This window comes from Oceanicoccus sagamiensis, assembly GCF_002117105.1.
GTDB lineage: Bacteria > Pseudomonadota > Gammaproteobacteria > Pseudomonadales > Dasaniaceae > Oceanicoccus > Oceanicoccus sagamiensis.
Genome location: NZ_CP019343.1, coordinates 3,720,425 through 3,742,157 on the forward strand (window position 1 = coordinate 3,720,425; position 21,733 = coordinate 3,742,157).

Here is a 21,733-nt window from a genome sequence, read left to right on the forward strand (position 1 = left end):
TTATAATGACAACACGCCCTGAAATAGATGTAAGCAAATACCCTTATTTGCAAAACAACTATGCACCTGTGTTAGAAGAATATTCCTTTGATGAAGGTGAGGGCGGTTTGCGTGTTGAGGGTGAAATACCTGAAGCACTGGTCGGCGCATTTATGCGTAATGGTCCCAATATTGCCTGGCAGCCCAATCACTATGTTTATCCTGCCGATGGCGATGGTATGGTTCACGCTGTTTATTTTAAAGATGGTCGTGTTCACTATCGCAATCGCTGGGTACGTACTGAAGGCTTTAAGGTTGAAGAAAAATTAGGCCGTTCTTGCTATGGCAGTGTTGGCAAAATTTATATGCCTGACGAAGAAACTCTGGCGGCGGGTGGCCCACCCAGCCCGCTAAAAAATCTGGCAAATACCAATATTGTTTATCACGGCGATAAATTAATGGCGCTGTGGGAAGTGGGTAATGCCTACGAATTAAATAGTGACCTTAGTACCGTGGGTGAGTGGGATTATGATGGCGCGATCAAACCCGGTGATGGTTTAACCGCGCACCCCAAAATTTGTGGGCGCACCGGTCAGTTGGTGACTTGTACGCAGCGCTGGGATGCACCGTTTTATACCTTGCGCATTATGGATAAAAGCGGCAAACAGATTTTAGAAAAGCCGATTGATATGCCTGACCGTGCCGTAATGCACGATCTGCAAATTTGCGGTGATTATGTGGTTATCTTTTACCCTCCGGCTTTTACCAATTTGGAAGCGGGTATGACCGGTGGTGATCCCTTTATCTGGAACGGGGATGACAATACGCGTATCTGCGCTATCCCCCGTGATGGCGGCGAGCCAATCTGGTTTGAGAAGTCGACCTTCTTTAGCTGGCATTTTACCAATGGTTTCCAAAGTGGCGACAAGCTGTATGTCGATTATGTGTGGATGGCGACACCGCCTTTCGGTCTTGACCCTAACAGTGGGCGCGAGAGTCAGTTGCGCAACATGCACCGCATGACATTGAATCTTAAAACCGGCGAAGTCACGGATGAAAAATTAGGCCCCACCTATTGTGAGTTTGGGCGTGCCGACGATCGGCTTTGTGGTTTGCAGTATCAGTATGGTTTTGCAGCGGCGTCAGATGCGGAAAGTTTTGAAGGCCCTAACCACGGTTATAACGGCGTCATTCGCTACAACATGGATAACGGCGATTCACAGTTTTGGGATTATGGCGAAGGTACCAGTGCCGGTGAGCCTGTACATGTCCCCAACCCCAATAGCGAAAAAGAAGAAGATGGCTTTTTAATGGCCTATGTCACTCACCCTGAAGAAGGTTCATTTATTTCGATTATGAGTGCGGGTGATTTACAGCGTGGCCCATTGGCCAAAGTATTTATACCTTCCCGTGTACCGAATGGCTTTCACGCCAATTGGATGCAAGGATTAACACTTTAAAACCCTGATTAAAAACAAACACATTCAAACAGTTTATAACAATATAAGAGGCGACAAATGTCTTTAGATAAAAAACAATTCCTAGACGCGTACCGCACCATGCGCACCATACGTGATTTTGAATATCGCGTTAGTGACGAGTTCGGTAAAGGTAATATTCCCGGGTTCTTACACCTGTATGCAGGTCAGGAAGCGATTGCCTCTGGCATGTGCGCCCACCTAACCGATGATGATTACATTATGAGTACTCACCGTGGCCATGGCCACTGTATCGCCAAAGGCGGTGATGTGGGTGAAATGATGAAAGAAATTATGGGTAAAGAGGGCGGTAGCTGTGCCGGTAAAGGCGGCTCTATGCATATTGCTGCGATTGAAAAAGGCATGTTGGGCGCTAATGCGATTGTTGGTGGTGGTCCACCACTTATCGTTGGTGCAGCACTGGCCAACAAAACCTTAGGTACAGACCGCGTTGCGGTTTCTTTTACCGGTGACGGTGGCTCTAACCAGGGTACAACCTTTGAAGCGATGAACCTCGCGGTTGTTTTAAAATTACCTGCGATCTTTATGTTTGAGAATAACGGTTACGGTGAAGGTACTGCGGCTGATTACTCGGTAGGTTCAAAAGATATCGCCGGTCGTGCAGCTGCTTTTGGTATGCCTGCGCTTAAGGTTGATGGCGCTGATATCTTTGCCGTTTACGATGCTTGTAAAGAAGCCGTTGAACATTGTCGTGCTGGTAAAGGCCCAATCACGGTTGAAGCTAGCATTACGCGTTTCCGTGGTCACTTTGAAGGTGATGCGCAGGCTTACCGTGAAAAAGGTGAAGTTAAGCGTCTTATGGAAGATATGGATTGCTTAAAGATTGCCCGTGCCAATGCGATCAAGAAAAAATTAGCAACCAAGGCACAGCTCGACAAAATCGATAAAGAAGTTGCTGAGTATATTGCCGAATCAGCGGAAGCTGGCTTAGCTGCGCCGCAGCCAAGTGTTTCTGAATTAATGACCGATATTTATAGCTCTGAGTATTAAAACTCCTGGAATTTAACAAGCTAGTTGCTAAAAAAAATTAGAGAGAAGAAAAATGCCAATCAAAACGTATAGACAAGCCATTAACGAAGCAATGGCAATGGAAATGAGACGCGACTCCACCGTTATCGTAATCGGTGAAGATGTTGCCGGTGGTGCAGGTTGTAGTGGTGACCGTGATGCATACGGTGGTGTTATGGGTGTTACCAAGGGTTTATTCCCTGAATTTGGTGAAGCCCGTGTTATTGATACACCAATTACTGAGTCAGCGATTATGGGTGCTGCTGCGGGTTCTGCCCAGGCAGGATTACGTCCTATTGCCGAATTGATGTTTATGGATTTTCTGGGTGTATGTTTCGATCAGATTTATAACCAGGCGGCTAAATTCCGTTATATGTTCGGTGGTAAAGCTGAATGTCCCATGGTTGTTCGTACCATGGCCGGCGCCGGTCTGCGTGGTGGTGCACAGCACTCCCAAAACTTAACCCAGATGGTCACCATGGTGCCGGGTCTTAAGGTTGTATGTCCTACTAATGCTTATGATGCCAAAGGCTTATTGATTCAGGCGATCCGCGACAACGATTGCGTTATCTTTGTTGAAGATAAGTTCTTATACGAAACCAGCTGTGAAGTACCTGATGAGGACTACACCATTCCTTTTGGTGAAGCTAACTTCTTGCGTGAAGGTTCGGATGTCACCATCGTTGGTATTTCTAACACGGTTAATAAGGCGGTTGCAGTGGCCGACCGTTTGGCTGCTGAAGGTATCAGCTGTGATGTTATCGATCCTCGTACTACTTCACCACTAGATGAAGATGCGATTATTGAATCGGTTGAAACCACAGGTCGCTTGGTTGTAGTTGACGAAATGACGCCTCGCTGTGGTCTGGCTGCTGACATTTCCAGTATCGTTGCTGAAAAAGCGTTTGGTGCTTTACGCGCTCCTATTAAGAAAGTCACAGCCGTTCACTCCCCAATTCCTTTTGCACCTGATCTTGAAGATGCGTGGATGCCACAGGAAGCGGATATCGAAGCAGCCGTTCGCGAAGTGATGGGGTACAAATAATGAGTAAATTACATGCCTTGACCGTCCCCAAGTGGGGCATGTCGATGGAAGAAGGTGATATTACCGAATGGCGTGTAGCTGTTGGTGACACCATTTCTGTTGGCGATGAATATGTCGATATTGAAACTTCAAAGATTGTTAATACTGCCGAGTCTCCTTGTGCGGGTACTGTAGTTCGTATTATTGCCCAACCTGGTGAGACGCATCAGGTAGGTCAGTTAATGGGTGTTGTTGCGGAAGGCGAGACAACCGAAGACGAAATCGACGCCTTTGTTGCGGCCTTTGTTCCTGATGCTGGTGGTTCAGCCTTGGCCAAAGCCTCTGTCACTGATGGTTCTGCTGGCGATGCGCCTGCACCAGCGGCGGCACCAGCAGCTGCAGCACCAGCGGCTCCGGCACCAGCGGCTGCGCCTAAAAGTGGTTTATCGGAAGGTCCAGACGACTCTGATGTTAAAGCCTCTGCGGTGGCCCGTCGTATTGCTAAAGCGAATAACGTTAACCTGCATAATGTGACAGCTACCGGTCGTAACGGCCGTGTTTCCAAGCAGGATGTTGAAAAAGCAGCGGGCATTCGTGTGATGGCCGCGCCATTACGTTCAGCGGGTCCTGCATCAACCAGCAGCGCTCCTGTGCGTTCATCAGCGGACGACTCTCGCATTGCGGCAACGCCAGTTGCGCGTCGTTTAGCGAAAAAATTAAATATCAACTTGAATGACGTGACACCAACGGGTACCCGTGGTCGTGTTAGCAAAGAGGATATTGAAAAAGCGGCGATTGCCTTAACCGGCGTGGCTGACTTTAGCGAAGAAAAACTGAACGGTATGCGTAAAACTATCGCAGCCCGCTTAAGCGAATCCAAGCAGACCATTCCTCATTACCGCGTTAGTGTTGATATTGAAATCGACAGCTTATTACAGCAGCGCAAGTATATGAATGATGCTTTGGGTCATAGCTTGTCGGTTAATGATTTTGTAATTAAAGGTTGTGCCAGCGCTTTGGTGCAAGTGCCAGATGTTAATGTTCAGTTTACTGGCGACACCATTCGTCATTTTGAGCAGGTTGATATCTCTATGGCGGTAGCGATTGATGGTGGTTTGATTACACCTGTGATTCGCAATGTGGCTAATAAAGGTTTGCCACAAATCGCGGCTGAAGCGAAAGATCTGGCCACCCGTGCACAGAACGGCACCTTGGGTGTTGATGAGTTCCAGGGCGGCACCTTCTCGGTTTCCAATCTGGGTATGTTTGGTGTTGATCAATTTGATGCCATCATCAACTTACCACAAGCTGCCATCCTTGCGATTGCTGCGGGTAAGAAAAAGCCAGTGGTTCGCGGCGATAGCATTGTACCGGCAACGGTGATGCGGGTGTCTTTGTCCAGTGATCACCGTGCGATTGACGGTGCCGTTGCGGCGAAGTTCTTACAGGCGTTAAAAGGATTTTTAGAAAATCCTGCCTCCATGTTGCTATAAGAGAAGCCTTACGTGACAGCAAATACAGAAGTACAGCAGTTTGATCTGGTTGTGGTGGGTGCGGGCCCTGGCGGTTATGTAGCCGCCATCCGCGCTGCACAGTTGGGAATGAACACTGCCATTATTGAAAAACAGCATATGGGTGGGGTCTGTCTTAATTGGGGCTGTATCCCGACGAAAAGCCTGCTGAAAAGTGCTGAGGTTTTCGACAGTATGCAGCATGCCGAAGATTACGGACTTAGCGTTAAAACCGCAGGTTTTGATATTAAAAAAATCGTCCAGCGCAGTCGTGATATTGCCGAGCGTTTAAGTGGCGGCATTAGTTTTTTGATGAAGAAAAACAAAGTGACCGTCATTGATGGCTTTGCCAGCTTAACGGCTCCAGGTGAGCTGGATGTTAGTGTTGATGGTAATAGCGTTGCTACGGTTAAAGCGCCACATATTATTTTTGCTACGGGAGCCAGCCCTAGGGTTATTCCGGGTATGGAGCCTGATGGCAAAGTGATGTGGACGGCCAAAGAAGCGATGACGCCAACCACCTTACCCAAATCTTTATTGGTAGTGGGTTCTGGTGCTATCGGTATTGAGTTTGCGAGCTTCTATCGCAGCTTTGGCACTGAAGTCACAGTGATTGAAATGTTAGATCGTATTCTGCCTCAGGAAGATGCCGACATCTCCAAAGCGGCCCAGCGCGCCTTTAAAAAGCGTGGTATGAAATTCTTTACCGGTGCCAAGGTTGACGGCATTGATGTCAAGAAAACCAAAGCCAATGCTAAATGGACCGATAAAAACGGCAATGAGCAAAGCGAAAGCTTTGATCGTGTGATTTTGGCGGTGGGTGTTTCTGCAAATACTGAAGGTTTAGGTTTGGTAGAGCAGGGCGTACAGCTCGATCGTGGACAGGTTGTGGTGAACGAATGGTCTGAAACAGCGGTTCCCGGTGTGTATGCCATCGGTGATATGACCAAACCACCTCTGCTGGCTCACAAAGCCAGCCATGAAGCCGTGATCTGTGTTGAAAAAATCGCAGGCCATGATGATGTCGAACCACTGAATGCAATGTCTGTTCCTGGTTGTACCTACAGCTCACCGCAGGTGGCTAGTGTAGGCATGACTGAGCAACAAGCCAAAGATGAAGGTATCGATATTCGTGTCGGTAAATTTGACCTTTCTGCTTTGGGTAAGGCGCAGGCCATGGGTAAAACCGATGGTTTTGTTAAAACGGTGTTTGATAAGGAAACCGGTGAGTTACTGGGGGCGCATATGATGGGTGCCGAAGTGACTGAATTAATCCAGGGTTATGTGATTGCACAAAAACTGGAAACCACCGAAGAAGAATTGATGCATACCGTGTTTCCACACCCGACCATGTCGGAAGCGATGCATGAATCCGTACTGGATGCTTTTGATAAAGTGATCCATAGCTAAAATAGCTGATTTTAAAGAGAGAGACCCATGAGTACTCAATTACCTATTGCTGAAGGCCTGTTTACCTGGCCTTCAGAAAATCCAGCGCTGCTGGGTAGCCGTTGTCAGTCCTGTGGTATTGCTGATTTCCCGGTAAAGAAAAGCTGTATGGCTTGCGGTAGCGAAGATGTAACAACAGAAGAGCTACCTCGCCGTGGCAAATTATGGACCTGGACGATTCAGGGATTTATGCCCAAGCGTCCTTATAAGTCTGATGAAACGATGGAAACCTTCCGTCCCTATGGTGTTGGCTATGTTGAGTTACCCGGTGCTATCTGTGTTGAAAGCCGCCTGGTAGAAAATACCCCCGAGCAATTAAAAATTGGTATGGAGATGGAGTTGGTAGTAGATACCTTCCGTCACGATGAAGATGGCAACGAAGTTGTTAGCTTCGCGTTTAAAGCCGTTTAGTAAATAGCGTCATTCTCGCGAAGGCGGGAATCTAGTTTCCTGCTTTCGCGGGAATGACAGTAGAAAAAAAGAGAGATTTTTGATGGACGTAGCAATTGTTGGTATTGGTATCCACCCCTTTGGCCGTACCCCAGAGCGTACAGGTTTGCAGCAGGGTGCCTATGCAGCCCGCCTTGCCCTTAAAGACGCGGGCGTTGAGTGGAAAGATATGCAGTTCGGTTTTGGTGGTAGCGCCAGTGCCGGTAGTGCAGATGCATTAGTTAACGAATTAGGTTTAACCGGTCTGCCCTTTATTAATGTGGCCAATGGCTGTGCAACCGGTGGTAGTTCGCTGCTGTCAGCCTATAACGCGATTAAATCAGGCGAGTACGATATCGGTTTGGTTTCTGGTTTCGATAAGCACGATCGCGGTGCCTTTAATGCTGACCCTAAAGAGCTGGGTATCGGCGAATGGTATGGCGAAACCGGCATGATGATGACAACACAGTTCTTTGCGATGAAAATTCAGCGCTATATGGATATGTATAACATCAGCAAAGACACCTTGGCCAAGGTGGCAGAAAAAGCTTTTATCAATGGCTCGAAGAACCCTAATGCCTGGCGTCGTGATCCTATTGCCCTGGAAGAAATTGCCAATGCCTTAATGATTAGTGATCCGCTTACCAAATATATGTTTTGTGCTCCCGGTGAAGGTGGTGTAGGCCTGGTGCTATGTCGTGCGGACAAAGCTAAACAGTACAATGATAATCCTATCTACCTTAAAGGCGCTGCTTTCCGTTCACGACGTTATGGTTCTTTCGAGGTGTTTGCGCCTTCTCAGGCATTAGAGCAGGTGGATGGCCCAACAGTTGATGCCTCTAAAGCGGCTTTTGAAATGGCCGGCGTAGGTCCTAAAGATATTGATGTGTTGCAGTTACAAGATACCGAGTCCGGTGCCGAAATAATGCATATGGCCGAAAACGGTTTCTGTGAGCACGGTGAACAAGAACAATTAATTAACTCCGGTGCCACTCAGATTAACGGTTCAATGCCGATTAATACCGATGGCGGTTGTTTAGCCAATGGTGAGCCCATTGGTGCCACCGGTTTGCGTCAGGTCTATGAGACCTGTTTACAGCTTCGCCATCAGGCTGGTGATCATCAGGTGCCGAATGAGCCGCAATTGGGTTATACCCATGTTTATGGCGCACCAGGTATTAGTGCGGTCACTGTGTTGCAGCGCTAAGAGAATTAGAAGAGGTTTAAGCCCATGAACAAGAAAGTAGAACTAACCGCCGAGCAAATCGCTGCTCGAGATCCTGCTGAATCGTTTCAAGATTTATTGGATAAAGAAAAGGTAGAGGTGCCTGCGGCACTTCGCGATAGTACTGAGACCTATCTGGGTTCTGAGGACTTGCCGATAGAGCGTTATACCTCTCGCGAATTTTTCGATTTAGAAGTTGAAAAAATGTGGCGTAAAACCTGGCAGATTGCCTGCCGTGAAAATCGCTTAAAAGAAAGCGGTGATTACTACGTTTACGATATTGTTAATGATTCTATTCTGTTGACTCGCACCGAGTCCGGTGAAATTAAAGGTTATTACAATTCCTGTTTGCACCGGGGTCGCGCATTAAAGCGTGGTTCTGGTAATTCCGATAACCTGCGCTGTCCTTATCACGGCTGGGCGTGGAATCTGGATGGCGAGTTTGATGGCGCACCTTGTCAATGGGATTTTCCTCACGTTAAAGATGAAGACAATAAATTACCCGAAGTAAAAATAGCTACCTGGGGTGGTTGGGTCTTTATCAATATGGATGATAACTGCGAGTCACTTGAAGACTATATGGATGTGCTGCCCGAGCATATGAACCAGTGGAGACACGAGCAGCGTTTTGTCTCTATGCATATTGAAAAGGTGATTTCCTGTAACTGGAAAGTAGCACTTGAAGCGTTTATCGAGTCTTACCATGCTATTGCTACCCATCCTCAGCTAATGCCTTTCCAGGCTATTGATAATTCTCAGTATGATGTCTGGGGCGATAATGTAAGTCGTACTATTACTGCTTACGGTGTGCCCAATCCAACACATGCTGATCTTTATACTGAGCAAGAATCTTTAGATGCGATGATGGGCTTGATTGGTGTTGAGGATCGACCGCAGCTACCTGAAGGTATGACTGCCCGTGAAATGTATGCACAAATGAATCTACCCGTTGCCAATGAGCAGGCCGGTGAAGATTTCAGTGAAAGAGCCACCATGTCTGAAATGATGGATTCTACGCTATATATGTTATTCCCTAACTTTGCCCCTTGGGCTGGCCACGGCACAGTGATTACTTATCGTCATCGACCGAATGGTGATGATCATGAAAGCTGTATTATGGAAATCTTTCTGCTGACTCGTTTCCCTGATGGTGCAGAATCACCACCGGATGCCCCGGTTACCCGTCTGACTGCCGAACAGCGTTTTAGTGATGCAGCTGATGTCATGGGTGAAGGCTTTGCCAATGTCTTTAATCAGGATGATGCGAACTTGCCGCAAGTTCAGAAGGGCTTAAAAGCGTCTAAGAAAGGTAAGGTGAGTCTGGCTAATTATCAGGAAGTGCGTATTCGCCAATTCCACCAGACCTTAGATAAATACCTAAACGTATAATTAATCACTGGACACTGTTATGAACGAATTATTAGAGCCTTTTTCCCTTGAAGGTAAAGTCGCCATGGTTACCGGAGCCTCCAGTGGCTTTGGTGAGCATTTTGCGCAAGTGTTAGCAAAAGCGGGTGCCAAAGTGGTATTGGGTGCGCGTCGCACTGAAAAATTAAAAGCAGTGACTGATGCAATCAATGCCGATGGTGGTCAGGCCGTCGCAGTCACTATGGATGTGACAGACAGTGCCAGTATTGCCGCAGCCTTTGATGAGGCAGAAAAAGCCTTTGGTCTGATTACCATTATCGTCAATAACGCCGGTATCACCATTCCAAAACTGTTATTGGATTTAACTGATGATGACTGGAATAACGTAGTTGACACCAATCTAACAGGTGTTGCTTTCGTTAGTCGCGAAGCTGGCAAGCGTTTGGTTGCCGCTAAAACCGCTGGCAGCATTATTAATATCGCTTCTATTACTGCCGAGCGTTTGCAAAAAGCCCTAACCAGTTATGCAGCTGCTAAAGCGGGTGTCGTGCAATTGACTAAAGTGACTGCATTAGAGTTTGCGCGCCATAATATCCGTGTTAATGCCATCTCTCCTGGCTACTTCAGTACACCGTTGAATAGCGAGTGGTTTAAAACCCCTGATGGCCAAGCCCTTATTCAACGCGTACCTACGAGACGTATCGGGGATATGAAGGAGTTGAATGGTCCGTTATTGTTGCTTGCCTCCGATGCAAGTTCTCTTATGACCGGTTCCAATATTACTGTCGATGGCGGTCACGTCCTGTCTGAACTATAAGTTTTTTTTGAGGTTATAAACCGATGCAAAACCCTTTAACGCAGGAGCGTATCGATCGCGATGGCCACCTGTGGTCCAACCTGACTATTTCTGAAGCTGCTTGGCAAAAAGCTGAAGCCAGTCCCGATGATGTTGCCATTTATTTAGAAGATGAACCTGCTATTACTTATGGTTCTGTGGCAGAAGAAGCTCGTCGTCTGATTACCGGTTTACGTAAACTGGGTATGGAAGAGGGCGACACGATTAGCTTTCAACTGCCTAACTGGCGAGAGTCGGTGATTGTTGATATTGCAGCTTCTGCGATGGGTTTGTTAGTTAATCCGGTGATCCCTATTTATCGTGACCGTGAATTGCGATTTATTTTAAAAGATGCCAATACCAAATTGATTTATATTCCGGAGCAAATTCGTAGTCTTGAATTCCCTTCGATGATTGCCTCCCTCAAACCAGAGCTGCCTAATCTTGCGCATGTCGTTACTGTTCGTGCGGAAGGTGACCATGAGGGGATGCTGCGCTTTGAAGATCTGATGGATAATGAGCCGGTTGATCTGGCGACATTGCCAAAAGTTGATCCAAATTCGATAAAAACCATTCTCTATACGTCGGGTACCACCGGTAATCCCAAGGCGGTATTGCATAGCCATAACACCTTGGCGCGTATTATTCAGAACTCAGTGGATTGCTGGGGTATGGATGAGAATGACGTTATGATTATGCCTTCACCGGTTACCCATGTTACCGGTTACGGTTCCGGTATGGTGTTACCGTTTATATCCCCGGTTAAATCTGCCTTGATGCCGCGTTGGGATGCAGATGCAGCGGTTGATTATATCGAGCGTGTGGGTGGTACCGCCAGTGTGGGTGCAACACCGTTCTTAGTGGAGTTGTTAGCTGCTGCCAAACGTAAAAATACCCGTTTACCGACCATGCGTTTATTTGCCTGCGGTGGTGCTGCCGTGCCGCCACAATTAATTCATCAGTGCTACGAAGAATTAGAAAATTGCCGTGCTTTCCGGGTTTACGGTAGTACTGAGTGCCCGGTTATCACCCAGGGTTTTGTGAAAGCGGGTGAGCAGGAACTGGCTGCCGAAACCGACGGTATGATTTACGCCTACGATGTCAAAATTCTCGATGATGATGGCAACGAGTTGCCCAGAGGTGTTGATGGCGAAATCGCAGCTCGCGGTGCCGGTATGATGCTGGGCTATGGTATTGCTGAACAGAATGCCTCGGGACATGATGCCGATGGTTATTTCCTGACAGGCGATATTGGTGTGCGTACTGAAGATGACGCCATCCTGATCACCGATCGTAAAAAAGATATTATTATTCGTGGTGGTGAAAATCTTTCCGCTAAAGAAATTGAAGATGTGTTACATGATCACCCTATGATAAAAGAAGCCGCGGTAGTGGCTATGCCGCATGAGCGTTTGGGTGAGGGTGTTTGTGCCTATCTAATTTTGGAGCAGGCAGAAGCCTCACTGGAGCTAAGTGAAGTTGCTGCGTTTGCGGATAGTGCTTCTTTAGCCAAACAAAAGATCCCGCAGCATATTCAAGTTGTTGCTGACCTGCCTCGTACCGCCAGTGGCAAGGTACGCAAAGATGTTTTACGCAAAGAGATTAAAGCGATTATTGAACAAGCCTAAGAGGCGCCTATGAATCGTCAGTTTTTACTGAATGCCCATCCCGTCGGTGATATCAAACTCACCGATTTAAAATATCACGAGAGCCCAATGCCGGTGATGGGGGAAGGTGAGATTTTAGTAAAAATGGAATATCTGGCGGTTGAGCCTGCCATGCGTGGTTGGATGGCGGGGCGCTCTGATTATACCGAGCCGCTTAAAGTCGGTGACTTGATGCGAGGCTTTGGTGCCGGTGAAGTGATTGAGTCGGCCAATAGCCTGTATCAGGTAGGTTGCCGAGTGAGTGGCTTATTGGGTATGCAGGAATATGCGGTCACCAATGGTGAAAATTTTCCTATCGGTATTATTGATGAGGCGATTGATACTGCTTCACATTTAGGCGTGTTAGGTGTTACCGGCCTAACTGCTTACTGCGGCCTAAAAGCTATCGGTCAACCCAAGGTAGGAGAGACCGTATTGGTTTCTGCTGCTGCGGGTGCCACCGGTTCTGTAGTTGGTCAGTTGGCCAAATTACAGGGTTGCCGTGTTATTGGCCTGGCCGGTTCCGCTAAAAAGTGTGAGTGGCTAACAGGTGAATTAGGTTTTGATGCGGCGATTAACTACAAAACCGATAATGTTGCCGAGAGTATCCAGCAGCATTGCCCAGGGGGTATTGATATCTATTGGGATAATGTGGGCGGCGCCATACTGGATTTAGCCCTCGAGCAGTTGGCTGTCGGTGCTCGTATTGTCGTTTGTGGTGGTATCTCACGGTATAACGTGAGCGGTGAAGTCCCCGGCCCTAAAAACTATTTTAATATTGTGTTTAATAATGCATTAATGAAAGGTTTTGTCGTTTCCCATTATGCCCATTTATTTCCAGAGGCAATTGCGGAGCTAAAGAAATATTTACTCAGCGGTGAGTTAAAGCACCATGAGGATATTGTAGAAGGTTTTGAGCAGGCGCCGGTGGCGCTACAGCGATTGTTTAATGGCGATAATGTCGGTAAGCAGTTGGTTAAGGTATAAGGTTTAGATTTAAGTTTTTGGAGAGTAAGTATGCCCATAGAAGCATTTGTCTACGATGCAATCCGTACCCCAAGGGGTAAAGGTAAAGTTGGTGGTGGTTTAAATGAAGTAACCCCAATTAATTTAGTCGTTGGCTTATTGGAAGAGTTAAAAAAACGTAATGACCTTGATACCACGCAGGTCGATGACGTGGTGTTAGGTTGTGTGACGCCAACAGGCGAGCAGGGTGCCGTTATGCCCAAGCTGGCTTTGTTGGCTTCAAGCTGGGATGAGAAAGTCTCTGGTCAGCAGATTAACCGCTTTTGTGGTTCCGGTCTGGAAACTGTTAACCTGGCTGCTATGAAGGTGGCTTCAGGCTGGGAAGACTTAGTCGTTGCCGGTGGTTATGAGTCTATGTCTCGTGTCACTATGGGTAGCGATGGTGGCGCCTGGGTGCAAGATACCGACACCAACGCCAAACTGAATTTTGTACCTCAAGGAATTAGTGCTGATCTGATCGCAACCATCGACGGTTATTCCCGTGAAGATGTTGATGCTTATGCTGTTCGTTCACATCAGCGCGCCGCCCATGCCCGTGATAATGGTTATTTTGATAACCAGATTATTCCTGTGCGCGGCCTTAATGGTGAAATTATTCTGGATCACGATCAACTGATTCGTCCTACCGCTACTGTTGAGTCTTTAGGGCAGTTAACGGCTGTGTTCAAAGATATGGGCGAGCAGGCCTATGATGCGGTGGCTAAATTACGCTATCCCGAACTTGAGTTTGTTAACCATGTGCATACCGCTGGCAACTCTTCCGGTATTGTGGATGGTGCGTCACTGGTCTTAATTGGTAGCGAAGCCAAAGGTAAAGAGCTGGGTCTAAAACCCCGTGCTCGTATCGTCGCAACGGCTATCACCAGTAATGAACCTACGATTATGCTCACAGCACCGTCAGAAGCTGCGGAAAAAGTGCTAAAGAAAGCCGGTATGACCACCGACGATATTGATATTTTTGAACTTAACGAAGCCTTTGCGTCTGTTGTTATGCGCTTCCAAACCCGTCTTAATATTTCTGATGACAGAATCAATGTTAACGGTGGCGCGATTGCTATGGGCCATCCGTTGGGTGCTACTGGCGGTATGATTCTGGGTACCGTGGTTGAAGAGCTGGAGCGTCGTCAATTAAAGCGTGGTCTGGTCACATTGTGTATCGGTGGCGGTATGGGTATTGCCACGATTATTGAACGCGTTTAACTATCGGCATTAGCAAAGAATAGAGATAAGGGTAAAACAATGAGTCATGTAACAATCAGTAAAGATGCCGATAATATTGTCACGATTTTACTGGACGATCCTGAGCGTCCGGTCAATGTGATGAATGCGGGCTATATCGAAGGTATGGAAAAAGCCGCCAATGCTATTGAAGCGGATATCGACACTGTTGCCGGTGTGATTATCGCTTCGGCTAAAAGTACTTTCTTCGCCGGTGGCGACCTCGATGAAATTCTGGCATTAACCCAGGACAATGCTGCGGCCTATGGTGAAAAAGGTCTGCGTATTAAAGCCAGTTTAAGAAAGCTGGAAACTTTGGGTAAGCCTGTTGTGGCTGCCATTAATGGTGCTGCCCTGGGCGGTGGTTATGAAATTTGTTTGGCCGCGCATCATCGCGTAGCAATCGATGACCGTGCAGTGACTATCGGTTTGCCGGAAGTGACTTTAGGTTTATTGCCTGGTGCTGGCGGCATTGTTCGTACCGTGCGTATGCTGGGTTTAAAAGCGGCATTGCCAGTCTTAAGTCAAGGGCGCAACTATAATGCGCAAGCTGCATTAAAAGCGGGTTTGATTGATGATATTGCCAGCGATGCTGACGATATGATCGCCAAGGCTAAAGCCTGGATTCAAGCCAACCCTGAATCATCACAGCCCTGGGATGTTAAGCGCTTTCAGTTCCCCGGTGGCAATGTGGACAGCCGAGCTATTCTGAGTTTGATCCCGATGGCCGGTGCTGAGTTGTTAGGCCGCCGCAAAGGTTTATATCCTGCTGAGTCCGCTATTCTAAATTGCGCCATTGAAAGTATGCGTATTGATTTTGACGGTGCCAGCCGTGTTGAAAGCCGTTATTTAGCCAATCTTGCGGTCACGCCTGAAGCTAAAAATATGATGACCTATTTTTTCCAGATGCAAAAAATTCGCGGCGGTTCTGCGCGCCCTGATGGTTTTGATAAAAGCAAAGTCTCGAAGGTAGGTATTTTGGGGGCCGGTATGATGGGTGCCGGTATTGCTTACTGTGCAGCTGCTGCCGGCATTGATGTTGTGCTTAAAGATGTGAGTAAAGAACAGGCGGAAAAAGGCAAAGCTTATAGTGCAACAGTGTTGGATGGTTTGATTGCCAAGGGCCGTTCAAGCGACGCTAAAAAAACTGACATTCTTGCTCGCATAAATGCCACTGATAATATGGCGGACCTTAAAGGTTGTGAGTTAGTCGTTGAGGCTGTATTTGAAAAGCAGGCGCTAAAAGAAACCGTTACTCAAGAAGCTGAAGCGCAATTAGCAGAAGGGGTGGTCTTTGCGACTAACACATCTACGTTGCCTATTACGGGTTTGGCTGCAGCATCTCGTAATGCTGCAAACTATATTGGCCTGCATTTCTTCTCTCCTGTCGATAAGATGGCTTTGGTAGAAATTATCTGTGGCAAAGACACCAGCGATGCGACCTTGGCTAAAGGTTATGACTTTGTTAAACAGATTCGTAAAATACCGATTGTGGTCAATGATAGTCGTTGCTTCTATACCTCACGTTGCTACGAAGTGTATCAGGATGAAGCTGCCTGGTTATTAAGTGACGGTGTTAGCCCGGTGCTGATGGAAAACCTGGCGGTGCAGGTTGGTCTTCCGGTGGGGCCGCTAGCGGCTAACGATGAAGTTGCCCAGCGTCTTATTCTAGAAATTAAAAACTCCGTTAAAGCCGGTGTTGAAGCGCAAGGCAATAGCTATCCTGTAGATAAGCCTCCTTACCAGTGGATGAAAAAAATGGTTGAGGAATTAGGCCGTCTCGGTAAGGCCAGTGGTGCGGGTTACTATGACTACCCTGAAGGTGAGAAAAAACGTATTTGGCCTGAGCTGCAAGCTTTACAACCTGCTGCTACTCAGGATATTACTCATCAGGATATTAAAGATCGCTTAATGTTCTGCCAGTCGGTTGAGGCTGTACGCTGTCTTGAAGAGAAGGTATTACGCTCGGTAGAAGATTGTAATATTGGCTCTATTCTTGGGCTGGGCTTTCCTGTTTATACCGGTGGCCAATTGCAGTATATCAATAGCTATGGTGTACAGGCTTTTGCTGATCGTGCTCAAGAGCTGGCTGATAAATTTGGTGAGCGCTTTGCCCCTCCAGCGTTATTGCTGGAAATGGCCGCCGCTAATAAAACGTTTTAGGGTTGATCTATGGGCCCGTTGGCTGGACTAAAAGTAATCGAATTAATGGGCCTGGGCCCTGCGCCATTTTGCAGTATGTTGCTGGCAGATATGGGGGCGGAAGTTATTTTGGTGGAACGCAAAGCGGGCGATGCCAAGCCGGTTGAAGTGACTCGCCGAAATCGTCGCTCTATTGCTCTCAACCTAAAACAGCAGCAGGGTATTGATACGCTGCTGGCTTTAGTCGATAAAGCGGATGTGTTAATTGAAGGTTTCCGTCCCGGTGTGACTGAGCGTTTAGGTATTGGTCCGGAGGTTTGTTTAGAACGAAACCCCGGTTTGATTTACGGTCGTATGACCGGTTGGGGTCAAGAGGGCCCAATGGCCAGTGCAGCGGGTCATGATATTAACTATATCTCGTTAACCGGTGCGCTGCATGCGATTGGCCGCAAAGGCGATGCGCCGGTGCCGCCGTTAAACCTGGTGGGTGACTATGGTGGCGGCAGTATGTATTTGGCCTTTGGTATTCTGTCTGCTTTATATGAGCGGCAGCAAAGTGGCAAAGGGCAGGTAATCGATGCTGCTATGGTGGATGGTGCAGCATCCTTAATGACCTTGTTTCATGACTTGCGGGAAATGGGTTCATTTACCGCAGAGCGGGGTGCTCATTTTTTAAATACCGGTGCGCCTCATTATGAAGTGTATGAAACCAAGACCGATGCGACGGTTGATAAGCAGTATATTTCTGTAGGGCCCTTGGAGCCGCAGTTCTATGATCTATTGATTGATACGTTGGGGCTGAACCGGGAAGATTTTTATCCGCAAGCAGATGAAAGTCAGTGGCCCCGCAGAAAAGAAATTTTAGCCGCTGTGTTTCTGACGCGCAGCCGTCAAGAGTGGTGTGATTTGCTAGAGGGTAGCGATGCCTGTTTTTCCCCGGTACTCTCAATGTGGGAGGCGCCAGAGCATCATCATATGAAAGCTCGCGGCACCTTTATTGATATTGAAGGTGTTCAACAACCGGCGCCAGCGCCACGTTTTAGTCGTTCGCAACCGGCAGTGCCAGTACCACCCCGACGTCCGGGCGAAGACTCTGTGCAGGTACTACAGGATTATGGTTTTGATGCAGAGGCGATTGAGCAGTTGCTGGCCTCCGGTGCGGTGATGCAATAATTAGAATAAGGCAAAGACTATGAGTTTTTCATTTGATTCTACCTGTGATGATGTTGTTAGTGGTGTAGACCTTAGCGGTAAAACCGCGGTGGTTACCGGCGCCTATGGTGGCCTTGGTAAAGAAACTGTTAGAGCGCTAGCCAGCAAAGGCGCCAAGGTGATTGCTGTGGGCCGAAACCAGCAGCGCCTTGATGAAACCGTTAGCGAGTTAACAGCCTTAACAGCTAACGAGAATATCAGCGCTGTGGTTATGGATCTAGCTGATCTAAGCAGCGTTAAATCAGCTTCTGAAACCATTGTAGGTTTATGTCCACAGATTGATATACTGATCAACAATGCCGGTATTATGGCTTGTCCTCTGGATAGAACTGCGCAGGGTCTGGAAATGCAAATCGGTGTTAATCATGTATCGCATTTCCTGATGACCTCGCTGCTATTGCCAGCATTAAAAGCCGCAGCATCTGCTCGGGTTATTGCTTTGTCCTCCGTTGCCCATAAGTTTAGCGATGTGATGTATGACGATTTAAACTGGGATAAAACCGAGTATGATCGTATGAAGGCTTACGGCTCTGCCAAATCAGCCAATGCGGTCTTTGCGGTTGAATTTAATCGTTTATACGGTGCTGAGGGTATTACCGCCAATGCGGTTCATCCCGGCCTGATTCTTACTGAGTTGGGCAGGCATTTTACCGCTGAAGACTCTGCGGCAATGAGCTCCGAAGGTATGCAGTTAAAAACTATTGAGCAAGGTGCGGCCACTTCAGTTTGGGCGGCGACCAGCCCGGAGCTGGAAGGCAAGGGCGGTCTCTATCTGGAGGATTGCCAAATTGGCGAAGCCCTTGGCCATACGAATCCTTTGGTGGGTTACTGTGATTATATTATGGATGCTGAGGCCGGAAAAAACCTGTGGCAGCAAACGGAACAGTTGATAGACGGGCTATCCTTTTAAATACAGCAAGTTTAACAATGATTATAAAATAACGAGTCTGGAGAATAAGCATGAAACGTAGAGATTTTTTGCAATATACCGGTTTAGGTGCAATGGGCGTGGCAACGACTTCTGTGATAACAGGTTGCTCTGAGGAGCCCGTCACCAAGTTTTGGCAGCAGGGTAACTATCGTCCGGTTTCTGACGAAGTTACAGAAACTACGCTAAAAGTTGAAGGCACTATTCCGCCAGAATTAAGCGGCCTGTATGTTCGTAACGGTACTAACGAGTCCACTGGTATTGCGCCACATTTCTTTGGTGGTGACGGTATGCTGCACGGTATCCGCCTTGAGAACGGTAAAGCCAAGTGGTATCGCAATCGCTATGTGGACACCCCTGTTTACCGTAAAGAGACAGGCGGGTTTAGTGCTCCAAAACCGGAAGACACCACTTCTGCGGTTTCTGTGCTCTACCACGGCGACAAATTAATGTCTTTGGGTGAGTTTGGTTACCCCTATGAGATTGACCCCGCTGACTTATCCACTAAGGGGCCGTTTAACTATGAAGGGCAGCTGCCCGGTAATATGACGGCGCACCCAAGAATTGATCCGGTTACCGGTGAGTTATTGTTCTTTGGTTATGATGTGACAGCACCTTATTTGACCTATATGCGCGCTGACAAGGCGGGCAATATGTTGCAGGTAGAGCCGATTGAAATGTCCGGCGCCAGCATGATTCACGATTTTGCTGTCACTGATAATTATGTGGTGTTTATGGATATGCCGGTACGTTTTTCATGGCTGTCTGTTGCCATGGGTGAAGGCCTGCCGTTTAAATGGGATGACTCCCATATGACGCGCTTTGGTGTTATGCCTCGCACCGGTACCAATGCCGATGTTAAATGGTTTGATATTCCCGCCTGTTTTGTTTTCCATATTATGAACTCCTTTGAGCAGGGCGATGAAGTGATGGTCGATGCTGCTCGCTATGATAATCTTTGGGTGAAAAACTCCCATGATTTCTTCCACCCGGCGCATCTGTCACGTTTCTCGATGAATATGAAAACCGGTCAGGCCTCGGTGCAACGTATCTATGAAGGTGCGATGGAATTCCCACAGGTTAACCGTTCATTGTGGACCAAGCCTTATCGCTATGGTTATAGCCTGGTGGTCGATGAAAAATATGATACACCTGAATTAATTAATCAGGCTTCCAGCGGTATCAGAAAATATGATTTGCAAACCGGAGAGGCGGATAGTTGGTTACCTGGCCCTGATTTGCTACCCGGTGAAGCTGTGTTTATCCCCGCTAATGAGAATGGTGGCGGTGAAGATGAAGGCTATCTCTGTAGCTATGTCTATGACAAAAATACTGAGAAGAGTGCTTTCTGTATCTTTGATGCCACTAAGGTGTCCGCTGGACCGATTGCCAAAGTACAGCTACCTGTTCGGGTCCCGGTAGGCTTCCACGGTGTATGGGTACCCGATTCAGCAATGGCTTAACAGATTGGCCCCGATTAAACGGGGCTGATAATAAGAATAACAAGCAGGGGGTTATCTATGGGCGGCTTTAACCGTTGGTCTACCGCTGAGAAAGTCAGTGAGGGCATTGATTTAAAGGGCAAGACTGCCTTGGTAACAGGGGCTAATACGGGGCTGGGTTTAGAAACCACTCGGGTATTAGCCTTGCGCGGCGCTAAAGTCATTATGGCCTGCCGTGACCAGCAAAAAGCTGAAGCTGCGCGGGACAAAATTGTCGCTGAAAGCGCGGGTAATATACAGCCTGAACAGTTGTTAAACCTCCCACTTGATATGAATGCTCTGGCTAGTGTGCGGGCATCTGCGGAAGAGTTTTTAAGCTGGGATATGCCGCTGGATATACTGATCAATAATGCCGGTATTATGATCCCCATGGAGCGCCGTACCGAGGATGGTTTTGAAGCCCATCTGGGTATTAATCATTTAGCCCACTTTCTGTTTACTCGTTTAATTATTGATGCCTTAAAGCGTGCCGGTCAGGCCAGGGTGGTCGTTGTTGCCTCGGGCGCTATGGGTATGGCGACGCAAACTGCCGAGCTTAATGATATCAATTGGGAAGAGAGAAAGTTTAGCGGTATGCGTTCTTACGGCGATTCCAAGCTGATGAACTTATTATTTGCTAAAGAACTCAACAAACGCTTTAACCAAGATGGCATTGTTGCCAATGCTTTGCACCCCGGTGTTATTGCCACGGAGCTGGCCCGCGATCAAAGTTTACCCTTTATGATTCTGGGACTTGTGGCCATCCCCTTTATGAAATCCAAGGGGCAGGGCGCCGCCACCAGTGTTTATCTGGCTACCTCACCGGATTATGCCAGCAAAGGTGGCTTGTATTTTTCCAGTTGTCAGGAAGCACGCCCCGAATACAAATTAGCATCTGACGAAGCTTTGTGTACTGCCGTTTGGGAGCGCAGTGAAGCTTTAACAGGTTTAGATAATAGATAAAAGATCACAGGAATTTATTATGGGAACATTAGACGGAAAGACCGCAGTCGTATTGGGTGCCTCAGGGCAAAGTAATTTTGGTACAGCCATTGCAAAACGCCTGGCGGCTGAAGGAGCCAATGTTGTGGTTGCTGCAAGGCGCAAAGAGCCGCTGGCTGAATTGGCCAAAGAGATAAACGGTTTGGCAGTGGCCTGTGATCTAACTGACGAAGCGCAGCTTGAAAACCTATTTAGCAGCGCCATGGAAAAATATGGACGGGTCGATATGGCCGTCAATTCAGCGGGTGTCCATGCCGCCGGTACCATTGCAGAATTAACCGCCGATATGATTCGCCCAACGCTGGAAGTCAGCTTTATTGGCGCCTTGTTGTTCTTTAAGCATGCTGCCGCAGTTATGGATAAGGGCGGGTCGGTGGTTACCGTCTCTTCATTAACAGCCCGTATACCAGGGCCAGGTCTGGCTGCTTATTCCGGTGCCCGCGCTGGTATCGACTATGCCATTAAAGTGGCCGCCGTGGAATATCAGGAAAAGAAAATCCGTTTTAACTCTATTGCCGCCGGTATGATTCAAACCGATATGACGGATATGTTTTTTGCGATGCCGTCGGTGGTTCAGGCGCATTTGGATGAAACCCCTTGTGGCCGTATGGGTACCGTAGATGATATGGCGGAAGCTGCGCTCTATCTGGCTGATGATTCACGCTCGGGTTATATCAATGGCCAGGTGCTGGACCTTTCCGGTGGTCAGCAGATGGGTCATCTGCCGCGTTTTGATCTCTAAGGAAGCCGC

Annotated in this window: 18 protein-coding genes; all 18 read left to right on the forward strand. The window is 47.7% G+C overall.

What is annotated here, in order from left to right; genetic code table 11:
* The first annotated feature begins 5 nt into the window (after positions 1 to 5).
* The 18 genes from BST96_RS16890 to BST96_RS16975 all read left to right on the forward strand — a co-directional run bounded on the left by BST96_RS16890 (position 6) and on the right by BST96_RS16975 (position 21,724).
* A complete protein-coding gene (locus tag BST96_RS16890; protein ID WP_085759825.1) occupies positions 6 to 1,439 on the forward strand; it encodes a carotenoid oxygenase family protein in 1,434 nt (477 codons plus the stop codon).
* A gap of 57 nt (positions 1,440 to 1,496) precedes the next feature.
* The gene (locus BST96_RS16895; RefSeq protein ID WP_085759826.1) at positions 1,497 to 2,468 is read left to right on the forward strand and encodes a thiamine pyrophosphate-dependent dehydrogenase E1 component subunit alpha; all 972 of its coding nucleotides are present in this window, start codon (positions 1,497 to 1,499) and stop codon (positions 2,466 to 2,468) included.
* Between the two features lie 52 nt (positions 2,469 to 2,520).
* Positions 2,521 to 3,531 carry an alpha-ketoacid dehydrogenase subunit beta gene (locus BST96_RS16900; protein WP_085759827.1) on the forward strand — a complete coding sequence of 337 codons (1,011 nt, stop codon included), beginning with the start codon at positions 2,521 to 2,523 and terminating at the stop codon, positions 3,529 to 3,531.
* Entirely contained in the window at positions 3,531 to 5,003 is a 1,473-nt protein-coding gene (locus BST96_RS16905; RefSeq protein ID WP_085759828.1) for a 2-oxo acid dehydrogenase subunit E2, read from the forward strand. The genes BST96_RS16900 and BST96_RS16905 overlap by 1 nt, the downstream gene beginning before the upstream one ends.
* 12 nt (positions 5,004 to 5,015) lie before the next feature.
* A complete protein-coding gene (lpdA, locus tag BST96_RS16910) occupies positions 5,016 to 6,431 on the forward strand; it encodes a dihydrolipoyl dehydrogenase (protein ID WP_085759829.1) in 1,416 nt (471 codons plus the stop codon).
* A gap of 27 nt (positions 6,432 to 6,458) precedes the next feature.
* Entirely contained in the window at positions 6,459 to 6,881 is a 423-nt protein-coding gene (locus tag BST96_RS16915; protein ID WP_085759830.1) for a Zn-ribbon domain-containing OB-fold protein, read from the forward strand.
* A gap of 82 nt (positions 6,882 to 6,963) precedes the next feature.
* Positions 6,964 to 8,106: a thiolase family protein gene (locus tag BST96_RS16920; RefSeq protein ID WP_085759831.1), complete on the forward strand. Its 1,143-nt coding sequence runs from the start codon at positions 6,964 to 6,966 to the stop codon at positions 8,104 to 8,106.
* Between the two features lie 24 nt (positions 8,107 to 8,130).
* Positions 8,131 to 9,513: an aromatic ring-hydroxylating oxygenase subunit alpha gene (locus BST96_RS16925; protein WP_085759832.1), complete on the forward strand. Its 1,383-nt coding sequence runs from the start codon at positions 8,131 to 8,133 to the stop codon at positions 9,511 to 9,513.
* Between the two features lie 19 nt (positions 9,514 to 9,532).
* The gene (locus BST96_RS16930; protein ID WP_085759833.1) at positions 9,533 to 10,309 is read left to right on the forward strand and encodes an SDR family NAD(P)-dependent oxidoreductase; all 777 of its coding nucleotides are present in this window, start codon (positions 9,533 to 9,535) and stop codon (positions 10,307 to 10,309) included.
* Positions 10,310 to 10,332: 23 nt separating this feature from the next.
* Complete coding sequence (locus tag BST96_RS16935; RefSeq protein ID WP_085759834.1) at positions 10,333 to 11,955, forward strand: AMP-binding protein; 1,623 nt, start codon at positions 10,333 to 10,335, stop codon at positions 11,953 to 11,955.
* Between the two features lie 9 nt (positions 11,956 to 11,964).
* Positions 11,965 to 12,960 (forward strand): NADP-dependent oxidoreductase, encoded by a 996-nt coding sequence (locus BST96_RS16940; RefSeq protein WP_085759835.1) that lies wholly within the window; start codon positions 11,965 to 11,967, stop codon positions 12,958 to 12,960.
* 30 nt (positions 12,961 to 12,990) lie between these two features.
* Positions 12,991 to 14,199, forward strand: coding sequence for an acetyl-CoA C-acetyltransferase (locus BST96_RS16945; protein WP_085759836.1), 1,209 nt, complete (start codon positions 12,991 to 12,993; stop codon positions 14,197 to 14,199).
* A gap of 39 nt (positions 14,200 to 14,238) precedes the next feature.
* On the forward strand, positions 14,239 to 16,380 hold the full coding sequence (locus tag BST96_RS16950) for a 3-hydroxyacyl-CoA dehydrogenase NAD-binding domain-containing protein (RefSeq protein ID WP_085759837.1): 2,142 nt from the start codon (positions 14,239 to 14,241) through the stop codon (positions 16,378 to 16,380).
* Positions 16,381 to 16,389: 9 nt separating this feature from the next.
* Positions 16,390 to 17,532, forward strand: coding sequence for a CaiB/BaiF CoA transferase family protein (locus tag BST96_RS16955; protein ID WP_085759838.1), 1,143 nt, complete (start codon positions 16,390 to 16,392; stop codon positions 17,530 to 17,532).
* A 19-nt stretch (positions 17,533 to 17,551) separates the two neighbouring features.
* Positions 17,552 to 18,481 carry an SDR family NAD(P)-dependent oxidoreductase gene (locus BST96_RS16960; protein WP_085759839.1) on the forward strand — a complete coding sequence of 310 codons (930 nt, stop codon included), beginning with the start codon at positions 17,552 to 17,554 and terminating at the stop codon, positions 18,479 to 18,481.
* Positions 18,482 to 18,531: 50 nt separating this feature from the next.
* Positions 18,532 to 19,962 (forward strand): carotenoid oxygenase family protein, encoded by a 1,431-nt coding sequence (locus BST96_RS16965; RefSeq protein WP_085759840.1) that lies wholly within the window; start codon positions 18,532 to 18,534, stop codon positions 19,960 to 19,962.
* A 57-nt stretch (positions 19,963 to 20,019) separates the two neighbouring features.
* Complete coding sequence (locus BST96_RS16970; protein ID WP_085759841.1) at positions 20,020 to 20,943, forward strand: SDR family oxidoreductase; 924 nt, start codon at positions 20,020 to 20,022, stop codon at positions 20,941 to 20,943.
* A gap of 19 nt (positions 20,944 to 20,962) precedes the next feature.
* Entirely contained in the window at positions 20,963 to 21,724 is a 762-nt protein-coding gene (locus tag BST96_RS16975) for an SDR family NAD(P)-dependent oxidoreductase (RefSeq protein ID WP_085759842.1), read from the forward strand.
* Positions 21,725 to 21,733: the final 9 nt, after the last annotated feature.